The sequence below is a fragment of the Mycobacterium paraffinicum genome (genome assembly GCF_001907675.1).
Lineage (GTDB): Bacteria > Actinomycetota > Actinomycetes > Mycobacteriales > Mycobacteriaceae > Mycobacterium > Mycobacterium paraffinicum_A.
In genome coordinates this window covers 71,727-86,660 of sequence record NZ_MPNT01000021.1, presented here as the reverse complement: position 1 = coordinate 86,660, position 14,934 = coordinate 71,727, and the positions used below count along the sequence as shown (strand labels likewise).

The 14,934-nt window shown below is 68.0% G+C and carries 14 protein-coding genes; 1 reads left to right on the top strand and 13 read right to left on the bottom strand.

Going from position 1 to position 14,934, the window contains the following annotated elements; translation table 11 throughout:
- Positions 1-74: 74 nt before the first annotated feature.
- Positions 75-1,184: a phosphodiester glycosidase family protein gene (locus BRW65_RS20885; protein WP_139273194.1), complete on the top strand. Its 1,110-nt coding sequence runs from the start codon at positions 75-77 to the stop codon at positions 1,182-1,184.
- On the opposite strand, the gene BRW65_RS20880 is transcribed toward BRW65_RS20885, so the two are convergent.
- From BRW65_RS20880 to BRW65_RS20820, 13 genes are read right to left on the bottom strand one after another with little or no spacing between them, the layout of a single operon-like run.
- A complete protein-coding gene (locus BRW65_RS20880) occupies positions 1,181-1,852 on the bottom strand; it encodes a YoaK family protein (protein WP_073877817.1) in 672 nt (223 codons plus the stop codon). The two genes, BRW65_RS20885 and BRW65_RS20880, sit on opposite strands and share 4 nt — an antisense overlap.
- Before the next feature lie 18 nt (positions 1,853-1,870).
- On the bottom strand, positions 1,871-2,617 hold the full coding sequence (locus BRW65_RS20875) for an Mce protein (RefSeq protein ID WP_073877815.1): 747 nt from the start codon (positions 2,615-2,617) through the stop codon (positions 1,871-1,873).
- On the bottom strand, positions 2,584-3,138 hold the full coding sequence (locus BRW65_RS20870) for a mammalian cell entry protein (RefSeq protein WP_073877813.1): 555 nt from the start codon (positions 3,136-3,138) through the stop codon (positions 2,584-2,586). The genes BRW65_RS20875 and BRW65_RS20870 overlap by 34 nt, the downstream gene beginning before the upstream one ends.
- Positions 3,135-4,106, bottom strand: a complete 972-nt coding sequence (locus BRW65_RS20865) for an RDD family protein (RefSeq protein WP_073877811.1) — start codon at positions 4,104-4,106, stop codon at positions 3,135-3,137. The genes BRW65_RS20870 and BRW65_RS20865 overlap by 4 nt, the downstream gene beginning before the upstream one ends.
- Positions 4,103-4,927, bottom strand: a complete 825-nt coding sequence (locus BRW65_RS31835) for an Mce protein (RefSeq protein WP_073877809.1) — start codon at positions 4,925-4,927, stop codon at positions 4,103-4,105. The genes BRW65_RS20865 and BRW65_RS31835 overlap by 4 nt, the downstream gene beginning before the upstream one ends.
- A complete protein-coding gene (locus BRW65_RS20855) occupies positions 4,897-6,447 on the bottom strand; it encodes a virulence factor Mce family protein (RefSeq protein WP_073877807.1) in 1,551 nt (516 codons plus the stop codon). Before BRW65_RS20855 ends, BRW65_RS31835 begins: the two co-directional genes overlap by 31 nt.
- A complete protein-coding gene (locus BRW65_RS20850; protein WP_073877805.1) occupies positions 6,441-7,601 on the bottom strand; it encodes a virulence factor Mce family protein in 1,161 nt (386 codons plus the stop codon). Before BRW65_RS20850 ends, BRW65_RS20855 begins: the two co-directional genes overlap by 7 nt.
- A 26-nt stretch (positions 7,602-7,627) precedes the next feature.
- Complete coding sequence (locus BRW65_RS20845; protein ID WP_073877803.1) at positions 7,628-9,241, bottom strand: virulence factor Mce family protein; 1,614 nt, start codon at positions 9,239-9,241, stop codon at positions 7,628-7,630.
- Positions 9,238-10,830, bottom strand: a complete 1,593-nt coding sequence (locus tag BRW65_RS20840) for a virulence factor Mce family protein (protein ID WP_073877801.1) — start codon at positions 10,828-10,830, stop codon at positions 9,238-9,240. Before BRW65_RS20840 ends, BRW65_RS20845 begins: the two co-directional genes overlap by 4 nt.
- On the bottom strand, positions 10,827-11,867 hold the full coding sequence (locus BRW65_RS20835) for a virulence factor Mce family protein (protein WP_073877798.1): 1,041 nt from the start codon (positions 11,865-11,867) through the stop codon (positions 10,827-10,829). The genes BRW65_RS20840 and BRW65_RS20835 overlap by 4 nt, the downstream gene beginning before the upstream one ends.
- On the bottom strand, positions 11,864-13,165 hold the full coding sequence (locus BRW65_RS20830; protein WP_073877796.1) for an MCE family protein: 1,302 nt from the start codon (positions 13,163-13,165) through the stop codon (positions 11,864-11,866). The genes BRW65_RS20835 and BRW65_RS20830 overlap by 4 nt, the downstream gene beginning before the upstream one ends.
- Before the next feature lie 2 nt (positions 13,166-13,167).
- Entirely contained in the window at positions 13,168-14,037 is an 870-nt protein-coding gene (locus BRW65_RS20825; RefSeq protein WP_073877795.1) for an MlaE family ABC transporter permease, read from the bottom strand.
- A gap of 1 nt (position 14,038) precedes the next feature.
- Positions 14,039-14,854 carry an MlaE family ABC transporter permease gene (locus BRW65_RS20820; protein ID WP_073877793.1) on the bottom strand — a complete coding sequence of 272 codons (816 nt, stop codon included), beginning with the start codon at positions 14,852-14,854 and terminating at the stop codon, positions 14,039-14,041.
- Between the last annotated feature and the right edge of the window lie 80 nt (positions 14,855-14,934).

Genomic DNA, 14,934 nt, shown 5'->3' with positions numbered 1-14,934 from the left:
CCGCCGCCCAAGCGTCATCAGGCCGTTACCTAGATTGACAGTGTGACGGATGTGACTGATGATGTTGCTGTTGCATCCAGATCAGGGCGGAAAGGGCGATCGTGCTGACCCGAGGCGCCAGCTTGCGCCGGCTGGTGGCCGGCTGCACCGCCATCGTCGCCGGCGCGGCCCTTGCGTGGACCACCGGCCTGCCGGTCGCGCACGCCGCCGACGGCCGCGATCTGCTCGCCAACGCCATCAACACCACCAAGGGCTCCTACCTGGTCTACAACTTCGGCCCCGGACATCCCACACCGATGCTCAACGCCGGCGGCAGCTGGTACGAGATGAACAACGGCGGCCACCTGATGATCATCAAGAACGCCGCGGGTCGGCTGTCGCCCCACCTGCTGGTCGACACCCACCAGGGCGACCAGGCGCGCTGCGAGAACAACCCCGGCGCCCGCACCGGCGAGGGACTCTGGCAAGCCTCGGAACTCTATGCGCCGCTGCAGGCGTGGCAGCGGATGGGCCAACCCACGATCGCGATCAACGCCAACTTCTTCGACGTGCGCGGGCAGAAGGGCGGCTCATGGCGGCAGACCGGCTGCAGCTCGCCGCTCGGCGCCTTCGTGGACAACACCAACGGCCAGGGCCGCGCCAACCAGGCCGTCACCGGCACTGTCGCCTACCCGGGCAAGCAGGGGCTGTCGGGCGGCGGTGAAAGCTGGAGCGTCCTGACGACGATGATCCTGCCGTCGGGCGGGGCGCCCTATGTGGTGTGGCCCAGGAGCAAGAGCGACTACGACTCCGCCACCCCGGTGGTCGAGGACCTGCTCAACAAGAACGAGCGGTTCGTCGCGGTATCCGGAATCGGGCTGCTGGCGCCCGGCCAGACCGGGCAGCTGCACGACGGCGGGCCCAGCGCCGCGCGAACGGCTTTGGCGTACTCGCGGCAGAAGGACGAGATGTACATCTTCGAGGGCGGCAGCTACACCCCGGACAACATGCAGGACCTGTTCCGCGGGCTGGGCAGCGACAACGCCATCCTGCTCGACGGGGGCGGGTCGTCGGCCATCGTGTTGCGACGCGACACCGGCGGCATGTGGGCCGGCGCGGGATCGCCGCGCGGGTCGTGCGACACCCGCCAGGTGCTGTGCGACTCGCACGAGCGGGCGCTGCCCAGCTGGCTGGCCTTCAACTAGCTCGGCCCGAACCGGAAGATCAGCAGGCTGGCCGCCACCACCGCCGCCGTGACGGCGAACACCGGCGCGACGACGAAGCGCGACATCGACGCCCCCAGGAACGCGCCGGCGCACATCGTCAGCACGACGCTGAGCCGCAACGTCTGACGGGCGCCCGAACCGCCCGCAAGGCGACTGTCCAGACCGAGGCTGACGATGGTCGACGTCAACACCGTGGTGGACAGCTCCTGGATGCCGAACTGGCGGGCGCTCGAGTGCTGCAGGCCGAACGTGACCGCGAGGAGGCCGATCATGATGAGCTTGGTGTTGTCGTGGTACCGCAAGACACCCGCGCCCGCCAGGATCGCCAGCGCCACCAAAAGGCTGATCTCCATTGCCAATACGGTGGTGATCCACCGCCGCGTCCGGTCGCCGAAGTGCCGCGATATCCGGCCGCTGAGGATCGTGGTACACACGAACGTGGGCAGCGCCACCACGACCGCGGTCAGGTCGATGCTCGTCCGGGGCGCCAGCCAAAAGCCGAGGAAGATCACGTTTCCCGTCATGTTCGCGACGAACACGTGACCGAGCACCAGGATGCTGATCGAGTCCCCCAGGCCGGTGGCGAAGGTCAGCAGCAACAGGGCCGCGACGGTCGATCGCTCCGACACCGGCGAGGTAACGGCCATGGGTCGTAGCAGACCGCGCTAGACGTGCGGCGTCAAATCCAGCGACGTGATGGTCGTCATCCTGGTCACCAGCCAGCGGCTCTGCGCGCGCTTGAGGAACAGCCGGTAGGACAAGTACTTCAACGACGGCACGTTCTTGGTCAGCGGGCTGGTCGACGTCGTGTTGGTGTACACGATGACGACGGCGTTGGCGTCGTCGATCGATTCGACCGCCGCGCCGGTGACGTCGGTGTGGTTGGTGATCTTGGCCTGCTTGTTGGGCGCCACGATCGCGTCGACGAACTTGCGGTACTGCGCCTCGAAATCGCCGCTGAGGTAGCCCGACGCGCGGTCGGCGAGGGTGTCCATGTTCTCCGGCGTGTAGGTCCACAGCGTGGTGATCGCGTTGGCCGCGGTCCGCGCCACCTTGAGTTTCGTTGCGGCGGCGGCCCGATCGCTCAGGTACGGCTGCACGGTCGCGCCGGCGAACGCCGCGGAACCGACGAACAACGCCGCGGCCACGGCGACGGTGATGGCCATCCGCTTACCGGCCAGCAATTTGCGCCGCGTGCGAGCGGGGGGTTGGGCCTCGGCGTCACCCTCGGCGGCCTCGGCGTCACCCTCGGCGGCCTCGGCGTCACCCTCGCCGGCCTCGGATTCCTCTGCGGCCGAAGCCGTTTCGTCGGCGCCGGCGGTCTCCGCGCGCTCTTCGGTCGCCGCCTCGTCCGGGGCGGCGGCGTCACCGTCGGCGGTCAGATCACCTGCTGCAGGTTGCTGATCTTCCACTGCTTTCCTTCCTGCGTGGCGGTCGCCGTCCACCGGTTGGCGTTTTCCCAGACCTCTTTACCGTCAGGCGATTTGGCGCTCACGGCGGTGGCCACGATCGTGGTGACGCTGCCGTCGTCGTTCCATCGCTCCACCCCGGCGTCCAGCACGGTGCCGGTGGCCGGTTCGGCGCGGGCCACCTGCAACAAGATCTCGTTGGCCTTCTCGCGGTACTCCTTGGCGAAGTCGCCGGTCGCCTGGCCCAGCACCCGCGTCACGTAGTCGTTGGCGTGGAACGGGTCGATCGAGGTGAACTGCGTCATGAAGCCGGTGACGTAGCTGAGCACCTCGCGATTCTTCGACGCGGCGCGCTCGCGGGATTCATGGTCGACGAGCATCAGGCTGCACACCGCGATCGCCGCCGCCATGAAGACCGCGGCGACGGCGCTGGCCAGCGGCAGGCCCCACGGCCGCCCCGGTGGCAGCGGACGCGCCACCAGCAGCGGCCCCTCGCCGGGCTGAAACCTACGGCGCGGGCTCACTTGCCGGCCCCCGCCGGCTTGGGCTTGGTCAACACCGTGAGGTCGTCGACGAGCCACCGGTCGCCGCCGCCCTTGACGAATGTCACCCGCACGGTGGCGGAGATGTAGCGTTCGTCGGGCGCCGCACCGCGGCGGCCCTGCATGAACATCAGCATCGTCGCCCGATCGGGGGCCGCCGACTGGATCGCGTGGTCAGTCACCCAGTACTCGTTGATGACCGGGTTGCCCTTCTGCACCATGTCCTGCTGGGCGGCCAGCTGGGTCCGATACTTGTCGGTGGCCAACGACAGGGCGCGGGCGAAGTCGTCGTGCAACGATTTCGGGTCGTAGGTCAGCATCTGCGCGACGATCTTCGGCCCCTGCGTGTCCAGCTCTGCCCGCGTCCGGTCGGTCGCCCGGTCGGGGGCGAACACCGCCGCGTAGCTCATCGCCGCACCGGCGACGCACAGCGCCGCCGCGGTCGCCACCAGTACCGTCGTCCACCGCCGCGCGTTGAACGACGGCTCGGCCGTTTCGTCACGGCGCACCTCGGTGCGCAGCAGCATGTCGGCGAAGGTGCGGCGGCCCGAATCCCACAGCGGCCAAAGCCATCCCACCACCGAGACGGTGTCGAGCAGGTGCGCCAGGTCGCGCAGCAGCAGGCCCCACGGTCCGATGGGCTCGCCGTCGCGCCGCACCACCGCGATGCCGAAGAGTGCCCGCCCGAGGCTCCAGCCGACGATGGTCGGCAGCAGCAGCCTATTGACCAACACCAGCAGGATGGCGACGCCGATGACCGCGATGCACAGCCACCACCACACGCCGTTGGGCGGGACGGTGAACCACGTCACCGCCATCGTGGCCACCACCGCGGAACCCGGCACGACGTCGACCGCGAGCGCGCCGGCGCGAATGTGCCAGGGCGCCAACGCAGCCCGCGTGGACTGCTGGACGGCCGAGGCCGGTGGCTTGTCGACCACCACCGTCACTTCGTCACCTGGTCGAGCTTGGCTATCTTGTACTGGCCTTCGGCCTGAGCCATTTTCACCCGCAGCCGGTAGCCGGTTTCGTTCTGCGTCTGGTCGTTGGCCACCTTGACGCGGACCGCGACCAGCACCTCCACCGAGCCGTCGGGGTTGTTGCGCTCGACGGCGGCCCGCATGTCGGACACCTGGACGTGGACATTGGCCGCCTGATACGCCTGGACGAGCATGCTGGTGTACAGCAGCGCCTGCGAGCGGAAAGCGTCTGTGCCGCAGTCGATGATCTTCTGCTCACTCGCCGCCATCGCGTTGGTGTCGGGGGCCTGGGTCGCCGAGACGCAGTCGACGGCCGCCTTGAGCGCGGCGGCGTCGTTGCGGGCTATCGCCTGGCTTTCGTGGTGGTAGCGCAACGCGAGGTAACCGCCGGCGGCGACCCCGGCGGCGCACAGCACGAGGGCCGCCGCGATGCCCGCCAACCAACCCCGGCCCATCCGCGACGGCCGACGGTCGACGGCCTCGCCGGACCCGGCCTCCGGTTCCGACGGCTCCTCGGCCGCGGGCTCGGGGGTGGCCTGCTCGGTCGCGTCCTCGGGTTCCGCCGGCTCCTCCGCGGTCGGCTCGGCCGCGGACGGCTGCTCGGCCGTCACGTCGGGTTCCGTCGGCTCGACGACACCGTCGGGTGCGTCGGAATCCTCGAGCGTCGCGCCGGAATCGATCGGGTCGACGGCGGCCGCCGGGTCCTGGTTCTTCGGACGCCGTCCGCGCAGACGACGAAACTTCGGCATCGGTGGGGGGTTCAGCCGGCTGGTGCCAGCATCTCCTTCCATCCGTCGTCTCCTGTTCTGGCCGAGTTCTCGACGGAGTATTTAACTCCATCTGGCCCTACCAGTTCACCGCTTTGGGGACTGTAGGTCGCCACCGGAGGCCCGCTGGGCGTGTAGACACACGGGTTGGGCTGCTGGCCGTTGCACTGCACGGTACCCGACCCCGGCCGCGACAACGGGTCACTGGTCGGCGGGGGCGTCCCGGACACCCGGTCCGAGGGCGCCGGGTTCAGGCCGGTGTCGATCGACGGCGCCGGGATCACCTGCCCGGGCTTGACGGGCTGATCGCAGCGCGCCGCCGGCGCGGGGCAGGTCACGATCTGGTTGGGGTCGCCGTACCAGGGGTTGGTACCCGCCGGCACGTACGGCTTCGGGTCACGGCACTCCCGCGGGGTGGCCGCGCGCTTGCCCTCGATGTCCGTGCAGGGGATGTTGCGCGACCCGCGCACGCTGTTGGCCGGGGTGTCCATCGGGATCTTGCAGTAGGTGCCCGACGGCAGCGGCTGCATGCTCGTGTCGGCCGGGGACCGCCATTCCGATGCCGGGATGAAGCCGGTCAGGCAGGGCGGCGGCTGGTTGATCGACAACGCCAGGTCCAGGGCCGCCATGTTGGGGAACGGCGCGGCCACCGTCTGGGCGATCGACGCGCCCTGGGGCAGGAACACCAGGACCTGCTCGACGCCGGTGTGGTAGCGCTTGAGCAGGTCGAACACCACCTCGAGATTCGCCAGCGTCTGCGGCAGCGACTCCCGCACGTCGTTGAACACGTCGTTGACTTGATCGGCCGTCGGCGCCGCCTGGCGCAGCACGCTTCTGACGTGCGAGTCCTCCTGCGCGGACTGCGCGCCCAGCCGGTTCAGGTTGCGCGCCCAGCGTTCGATGGCATCACCCGACTTGACCTGGCTGTCCAGCACCGGGCCCGAGTTCTGGATGATGTCGTTGACGTCGGTGATGTTCGTCTTGAAATCACCGATGATCGCCTGCGTGGAGTCCACCAACCGCTGCAGGGCGGGGCCCAGGCCGCCCACGGATTGGGCCGTCTCGTCGAGCAATTGGCCGATCTTGTCCTTGGGCAAAACGGCCAGCCCGCGGTTGGCCGTATCGAGCGCGGGCCCGATCTCGGCGGGCACCGTGCCCTTCGTGATCGTCTGCCCCTCCGAGAGGAACTTGCCCGGATTCCCGGTCGATTCCAGGTCCAGGTACTGCTCACCGACGGCCGATACCGAGTGCACGTTGGCCGTCGCGTCGATCGGGATCTTGTAGCGGCTGTCGATGCTCATCGTCGCTTCGGCGCCGCGCTCGGTCGGCTCGACGTCGGTGACCTTGCCGATGGTGATGCCTCGATACGTCACGTTCGCCGTCGGGTACAGGCCGCCCGACGCGGGCAGCTCGGCCTTGAGCGTGTAGCGACCGATGCCCGCCAGGCTCGGCAGCTGCAGGTAGTACACCCCCAGCACGAGCAGCGAGATGACCGTCAGGATGCCGAACGCGACCAGCTGGCGTCTAACGAAAGGAGTCAGCAATTCCTGTCCCCCCTTTCCACCAGTGGTCCCCCGGGCGCGTCATTCGGGTTCGGCGTGTAGCGCACGTCGGGGATCATCGTCTCGGGGTCACGCCCGAACGACTGCTCGAGCGCGCGCAGGGCGCCGGACAATCCGGTACCGGTGAGGAACGCGTTGTCGACGGAGCTGTACGTCACGTCGAGCGTCAGCGAGATGTTGATGTAGTCACCCCGGAAGATCTTCGGCACCGTGTCGATGTCGAACGGCTGGGTGAGGATCAACTTCAGCGCGCCGATCAGATACGGCGAGGCGCGCCCCAGCTCCTTCAACGGGCATTGCAGCGCCTGCAGGTCGGTGTGCAGCGGCCCGCGCGCCTCCGACAGGTATTGGTCGGCGGCCTGGCTTAGCCGGCCCACCGCGTCGACGGCGTTGATCAGCAGGTTCTTGGTGTCCGCGAAATGCTTGATCAGCGGCGGGAAGTCGGTGAGCACCCGGTCCAGGACGTCGGCCCGCGCGCCGACATAGGTCAGCAGCCGGTTCGTCGAGTCGATCGCGTGGGTGATGTCGTCGCGCTGCTGGTTGAGCTGGCCGGTGAAGGTGTCCAGCTTGCCGAGGAAGGACCGGATCTGATCACCCCGCCCGTTGAAGATGTTGTAGACCTCGTTCTGCAGCACCTCCAGGTTGGGGATGCCGCCACCGCGCAGGATCAGCGACAGGCTGGCCAGCGTCTGCTCGGTGGTGGGATAGGACGAGGAGTTCTTCAGCGGAATGGTGTCGCCGCTCTTCAGCAATTCCTGCGAGGGGTTCGGCGGCGAGGCCAGCTCGACGTGCTGGGAACCCAGCAGCGACGTCTGGCCGATCTTGGCGATGGCGTTCTTGGGCAGCTTGGTGTTCTTGTCGACGCCCAGCGTCAAGGTGGCGACCCAGTTCTTCAACTCGATCTTCTTGATCGACCCGACGAAGACGTCGGCGACCATCACCTTGCTGTTGCCGTTGATCGCCAGCGTGTCCGGCACCTGCACGTAGATCGTCATGGCGCCCGAGCCGCTGCCCGGGCCACCGGGGATCGCGACGTTGGAGATGCCGTGCCAGCCGCACGAACTCAGCACCAGCGCTGCGACCAACAGGACCAGGGCCCGCCAGGACCCGCGGCGGATGACCCTGATTGCTCCCATCACTGGCCGACTGTTCGGCTTGTTCGTCACTGGCCACCCCCGATGTCAGCCGGGACGGGGGGCCCGCCCGCGTTCGGCGCGGGCGCCGCGACCGGCGCCGGTGTCGGGGCCACCGGGCCCGGGGCCACGCCCGGCCCGGGTGGCGGCGGCTGGATGGGCACCGGCGCGTTCAGGCCGATCGGCGGCACGATCGGGTTCTCGTCGTACGCGTTCGGCGGTCCCGGCGGCGTCTGCAGGTTGGATTGGACGGGCGCGATGTTGGGGCCTCCCATGAGCTCGGACAGCGAGTCCGGGGTCATCAGGCCGGCCGTGATGGGCCCGACCTGCTGGCCCTGCATGCCGGGCGCGACGATCCAGCCGGGCTGGGTGTTGCGGTGCGATGTCGGGGTGTCCGGCACCCAGATGCCTGGCACGGTGGTGTCCTTGTAGCCGTTGGGCGGGTGCAGCCGATCTTCCGAATACGCCACTTCCTTGGGCAGGGTCTCGGCCGTGCTGAAGAGGTTCGCGCCGAACGGCAGGTAGTTGAACTTGATGGCATCGAGGATCGGCGCCAGGTACTGCGCGCACAGTTCGGCGGACTCCTGATACCCGAGCCGGCTGCCCGCCTGGATCGAGCTGCAGATGAACTGCATCGGGTTGGCGAAGTTCGTGATCGCCGGGATGGCGACCACCGACCCGTGCGACGGGTGATAGATCTGGTTGATGTTCGCCGCGGCCGTCGGGAGGACATGCAGCGCGGTCTCCAGCCCGTTCAGCGGATCGGGCTGCAGGATCGTGTTGGTCACCGTGGCCAGGTTGTTGATGTCGTAGGTCAACACCTCACGGTTCTTGTCCAGGAACGGGCGCACGGTGGACAGCAGCCCGTCGAACTGCTCGATCGCGTTCGCCAAGTCGGTGTCGTCGTGCGCGAGCCGGGTGGTGAAGTCGGCCAGGTTCTGGTTCAGCGCGACGAACTGCTGGTCGTCCTTGTGCAGCGCGTTGACGAACAGCGCCAGGCTCTTCACCACCGCGAAGAAGTCGCCGCGACCCTCGTTCAGCGCGGTCAACGCCTGCGACAGGCTGCTCAGCGTCGTGTTGATCTCCTTGCCCTTGCCGGCCAGCCCATTGGCATAGGACTCGATGACCTCACCGAAGGGGCCGGTCGGCTGCTCAGGCGTGGGGCCCAGCTTGGAGATGATGTTCGTGATGCTGTTGCGCAGCTGGTCCCATTCCACCGGGACCTGCGTGCGCTCTTCGGGAATCACGGCGTTGTCGGCCAGCACCGGGCCGCCCTTGTAGGGCGGTTCCAGCTGAATGGCCCGCGACGCCACCAGCGTCGGGTTGAGGATCACCGCGTTGGCGTTGGCGGGAACCCGGTACTTGTTCTCGTAGTGGAAGGTGACCTTCATCTTGTCGCCGACCGGCTCGATCTTGTCGATCGCGCCCACCCGCAACCCCATGATCTGAACCTTGTCGCCCGGGTAGAGCGCGTTGGCGGCCGGGAAGTAGGCCACGACGGTGTTGTTGGTCAGCTTCTCGTACAGCCGCCAGCCGACGAACCCGACGACCAGGGCCAGCACGATCACCAGCGATCCGATGATCACCGTCGCCCGGGTCAGCTTCGGTAGCCGGATGTTGCGGATGTCAAAGGCGGTGCTCAATTCTGGCTACCTCCCCCGGCGGCGCCGCTGCCGCCCGTTCCGCCCGGGTTGATGAACGGCGCCGGCAGCTGGTTGCCCGGCCCGGGTGGGGCCGCCGGTCCCGGCGGGAAGCCCGGCGCGAACGTCGACGGCGGCGGTGTCGGCCCGGCCGGCGCCAGGTTCTCGGTGCGCGCGCCCGGCGGGGCCTGCGCCGGCAGCGGCACGGGCGTGCCCGGGACGTCCGGCGGCGGGTCACCCGGCCGACCGGCGATCGGGATGCCCGGCGTCGGCGGCAGACCGCCCGGGTTCGGCGGCGATGTCATCACGTCGACCGGCGCCGGGAAGCCCGGCCCGCCGAACGGTCCGATGCCCCCGCCGGCGCAGGGCAGCGGGTTCCACGGCCGCGGCAGACCCTCGTCGCCGACGGTCACGTTGCCGCCCGGATTGGCCGGGGTGTAGGAGCAGGGCGATCCGGGCGGAACGGCCGGCAACGGGTGCTCCGGCGTGCCCTCCAGCACCGGGGGCGCCGGCGGCGGTGCGCCGTTGGGGAACCGGGTGCCGTTCGGGTCGGGCCACCGGAATTCGGGCAGCCCGGCGCTACGCCAGAAGTTCTCCGGGTCGATGCCGCGCTTCTTGAAGGCGGCGTCCACCCACGGCTGAATGATCTGGTACAGCGCGAGGTTGTGCAGGACCACCTTGAAGAACGGTCCCGACGCGATCGCCTCGTTCAGGGACGGCAGGAACTTGCCGACCTCGGTGAGGCCCGCGGCGACGTCGTCCTTGCGTTCCTTCAAGATGTCGCTGACGGTGCGCAACTGTTCGAGCACATGGTTGAGGTTCGGGTTGTCGTTGATGAAGCCCTTGACCTGTTCGGAGAAGGCGGCGACGTTGGCCAGCAGCGCGTTGATGGCCTGGCCGCGCTCGTTGAAGGCGACCAGCAGGTTCTTCGCGTTGACCAGCAAGCGGTCGACCTGGTCGCTGCGGTCACCGAGGACGCTGGCCACCTGGTTGGCCTGGGCCAGCAGATGCTTGACCTGCTCGTCGCGCTTGCCGATGGTGTCGGAGAACTTGGCGACGCCGTCCAGCGCCGCGCTCAGGTGCGGGTAGGTCTGGTCGATCGTCTGCGACAGCACGTGCAGCGATTCCTTGACCGTGTCGATGTTCCAGCCCTGGGCGGCCTTCGTAACGTCGAAGAACGCGTCATAGATCTGGTAGGGCGTGGTGCTCTGACCAATCGGTAACGAGTCGCCGGGCCTCAGCTTCTGATTCCCCCGGGCCTCGACGTCCAGGATCTTCTTCCCGAGGATGGTGTCAGTCTTGATCGCCAGCCGGCTCTCGGTGCCGATGGTCGCGGTGCCCATATTGAATTTGACGAGGATGTGGTCGCCTTCGATGTTGATGGCCTCGACCTTGCCGACGTCCACGCCGGCGATGCGCACCTTGTCGCCGACGGCGATACCGCCGGTGTCGGTGAACTGGCCGTAGTAGTGCGGCTTGGCCATCAGTATCGGCACGCTGGTGAAGCTTTGACCGACGCCGATGACCAGCAGCGTCACGATGATGCCCATCAGCCCGATGCGAACCCGGTTGGGCGGTTCGAGTGTCCTCATTGCGGGGTGCACCTACCCGTCGGCTGCTGGAAGAGCCGGACCGTGCGGACCGGGCCACCCGACTGCAACCCGTTGATCTTGAGGGTGATGTCGCAGGCGTAGAAGTTCACGAAGTCGCCGTAGGAACCGATCGCGCGCCCGATCATGTTCAACGCGGTGGGCACCTTCTTCAGGTAGTCGTTGAGCCCATCGCGCTGGTCGATGAGCGGCTGCTGGATCGCGTCGAGGTAGTTGAGGGTCTTGTGCAGCAGCCCGCGGTCCTCCGCCAGCAGATCGGCGACCGTCCCGGCGGCGTTGCTGACGTGCGCGGTCCCGCCCGCCAACTGGTCACCGTGGTCCTTCAGGCCGGTGATGAGCACCTCGAGGTTGTTGACCGTCTGGTCGAACTGCTGCCGGTGCCGGACCGTCGTGTCCAGGACGATGTTCAGGTTCTTGATGACCTCACCGATCGCCTGATCCCGCTCGCCGAGCTGGTTGGTCAGCTGCGCGGTCTGGTCCAGGATGTCGTTGATGGTGCCGCCCTGGCCCTGGAACACCGTGATCAGCGCCGTCGCGATCGTGTTCACCTTCTGCGGGTCCAGCGCCCGGAACAGCGGCTTGAAACCACCGATCAGGGCGTCGAGGTCGAGCGCGGGCGAGGTCCGCGACATCGGGATGAAGCCACCCGGCGGCAGTACCTTCTCGGCGCCCTCACCCTCGCCGCGCTTGAGCTCCAGGTAGCGGTTACCGATGAGGTCGAGGTAGCGGATCTGCGCGGTCGTCGACTGGTACAGCGGCACCGAGCGGTCGACGTTGAACTTCACCCGCGCCCGCTTGCCGCCGTCGGCCAGCTCGACCGTGTCGACCTTGCCGATCTCCACACCGGAGGCCCGGACGAACTGGCCCGCCCGCAGCCCGCTGACGTTGGTGAATTCGGCCGAGTACGAGTTCGTGCTGTCGAACCGCATCTGCCCGAAGACGACGATGATCATCACAGTGAAGACCAGCAGCACCAACGAGAAGATGCCGAGCCTGACGATGGTTCCGGTGATTTTCATGGGTTGATCGTGTTGTCCCCTACTTGGCGGCCCCAGACGTACTCGATGGCGTACGGCGAGCCGGTGTCGAGGTGGTTGTACGGCGCGATGCTGTTGCCGCTGTCTATCACCAATTCAGGTGCGGGCCACAGGTCGTGGGTGATCTGCTGCCAGCAACCGGGGGCGCCCCCCGGTCCGCCGCGCGCATTCACCCGCGGCAGGTTTTCGGGGTAGGTGTAGGGGTTCGGCGCGCCGCCGACCACCCCGGCGAGCCCACCGACCAGGCTGGCGATCGTGGCCACCGCCGACACGGGGTTGGCCAGCAGCCCCAGCCCGGACAGGGCCTCGGTGTGGGCGTTCAGCGAGTACCCGTTGCCACCCAGGAACGACGAGGCCTTGGGCTCGATGTCGTGGTAGTTGCGCAGCGTGCAGAAGATCTCCGGGCTGTAGGTGTCGAGCAGCTGGGCCGACGGCACCAGGTCCTGCGCGCCGCGCGCCAGGTACGGGCCGCCACGGTTGAAGATGTCTGCGCCGGTGTTGCCGAACCCGGCCGCGGACAACAGGGCCTGGTCCAGATCCTTCTGCTGCGCGTTGATCGTGCGCGAGGTGATGACCGCGTTGTTGAGGAAGTCCAACAGATCGGGCGCGGCGTTGGCGTAGGTGTCGCCAAGCCCCGCCAGTTGCTGGATGTCGTGGCGGGCCTGCGGCATCTGCGGATTGACGTCATCGAGGATCGCGTTGGCGTTGACCACCGACTGCCCGAACCGATCGCCCAGCCCGGTCAGCGCCTGGGCGGCGGCGCTCAGCGTCAGGTTCAACTTGACCGGATCCACCTTCTCCGCGATCGAGGTGACGGTCTGGAACAGCGTGTTGATCTCCGTCGTCACCGACCGCGCGTCGATCACGGTGTGCGGATTGAGCTTCTGCGGCGACGGGTTCTGCGGCGTCGTCAGCGACACGTACTTGCCGCCGAACACCGTGGTCGCCTTGATGTCGGCGTTCACGTTGCTCGGGATCAGCGACAGGTACCGGGGGTAGACGTCCAGGGTGAACTTCGCGGCCGGCTTGCCGTCACGCACGGTCTCGGAAATGCTGGCCACCCGGCCGATCTCCACCCCGTTGTAGGTGACCTTCGAGCCGGGATCCATGACCAGCCCGGCCCGGGATGCCAGCATCGTCAGCTTGGTCTTGGGAGTGAAGTCGCCCCGGAACTGCCCGTACACCAGGACCAGCGCCACGAGGGCGATGATCAGCGAGGCGATGCCCGCCAGCTTGTACGGCGGGTTCCGGGGTTTGTTGACCTTCACTGGCGACGTCATGGCTACACCGTGAGCGCGAAGTTGGGGTTGACGCCGTAGAGCGCCAACGCGGCTGCCAGTACGACGACCTGAACCGACACCAGCGAGAAACGCATCGATCGGCCGACGGCCTCTCCGACGCCGACGGGTCCGCCGCCGGCGTTGTATCCGTAGAAGCAGTGGGTGATCATCACGACCGCCGTGATGAGGATCGCCTCGAGGAACGACCAGAACACGTCGTCGGGCCGCAGGAAGGTCCGGAAGTAGTGCTCGTAGGTTCCGTTGGATTGCCCGTACAGCACCGTGGTGGTGATCTGCGGGGACAGGAACGACATGATCATCGCCAGCGAGTAGAGCGGAATGATGACGACCAGCCCGGCCATGATCCGGGTGGTGGCCAGGAATGAGATCGACTTGATGCCCATGACCTCCAGGGCGTCGATCTCTTCACTGATGCGCATGGCGCCCAGTTCGGCGGTCGCGCCGGCGCCCACGGTGGCGGCCATCGCGATGCCGGTGACGACGGGGGCGGCGATGCGGACGTTGATCAGCGCGGCGAAGAATCCGGTGAACGCCTCGACGCCGATGTTGCCCAGTGAGGCGAAGCCCTGAATGGCGACCAGCGAGCTACCGGACAGGGTCACGAAGCCGACGATCGCGACGGTGCCGCCGATGACGGCCATGGCACCGGTGCCCATGCCGATCTGGGCGATCAGCCGCAGCGTCTCCTTGCGGTAGTTGCGCAGCGCGTGCGGGATGTGGCCGAGGGCCACCGCCCCGAACCACGCCATCTGGCCGACGTCGTCGAGGCCGCGGGCGGCGGCACCCCCGTAGCGGTTGAGGTTTTCGGCTGCCCGCGGGAAGCGGGCGCGCAATACGGCGGCGGTCGACATGTCAGTGGCCCGTTCCGAATCGCACGCCGATGGTCGTCAGCACCACGTTGACCGCGTACAGCGCGACGACGCAGAGCACGACCGTCTCGTTGACGGCGGTGCCCAGCCCCTTCGAGCCGCCCCGCACGGTCAGGCCCCGGTAGCAGCCGACCAGCCCGGCGATCAGGCCGAACGTCGCGGCCTTCACCGTCGCGATGACGACCTCCGGCAGACCCGTGATCGTGGTCAGCGTGGCGAGGTAGGCGCCACCGGAGACGTTTTGCAGGTAGACGCCGAACAGGTAGCCCCCGACCAGCCCGACGGTGATCACCAGGCCGTTGAGCAGGGTGGCGACCAGGGTCGCGGCGATCACCCGGGGTACCACCAGCCGGTGGATCGGGTCGATGCCGAGCACCTCCATGGCGTCGATCTCCTCGCGGATGGTGCGGGCGCCGAGGTCGGCGCAGATCGCCGTCGACCCGGCGCCGGCCACCACCAGCACCGTGGTGAGCGGGCCGAGCTGGGTGACCGCACCGATCGCCGCGCCGGCGCCGGACAGGTCCGCGGCCCCGAACTGGGCCAGCAGCACGTTGAGCGTGAAGATCAGCAGGACCGTCAGCGGGATCGACACCATGATGGTCGGCAGGAAAGCGACCCGCATGATGAACCAGCACTGCAGGACGAATTCGCGCCATTGGAACGGCCAGCGGAACAGTGCCCTGCCGGTGAGGACGCACATCCGGAAGAATCCCCCGATGAGCGTCAGCGGGGTCTGCAGTTGGTCGCGTAGGTAGCCGACCAGATAGGGGCCCTGTCGGCTCGCCGGCGTTGAAGTCACCGCTGCCCCCTCCGGTTGATACCGCCCACCTCTCGGCGCGGCGGCGGATCGTGTCGCACGCGTCTCCCCCTCACCGTTGC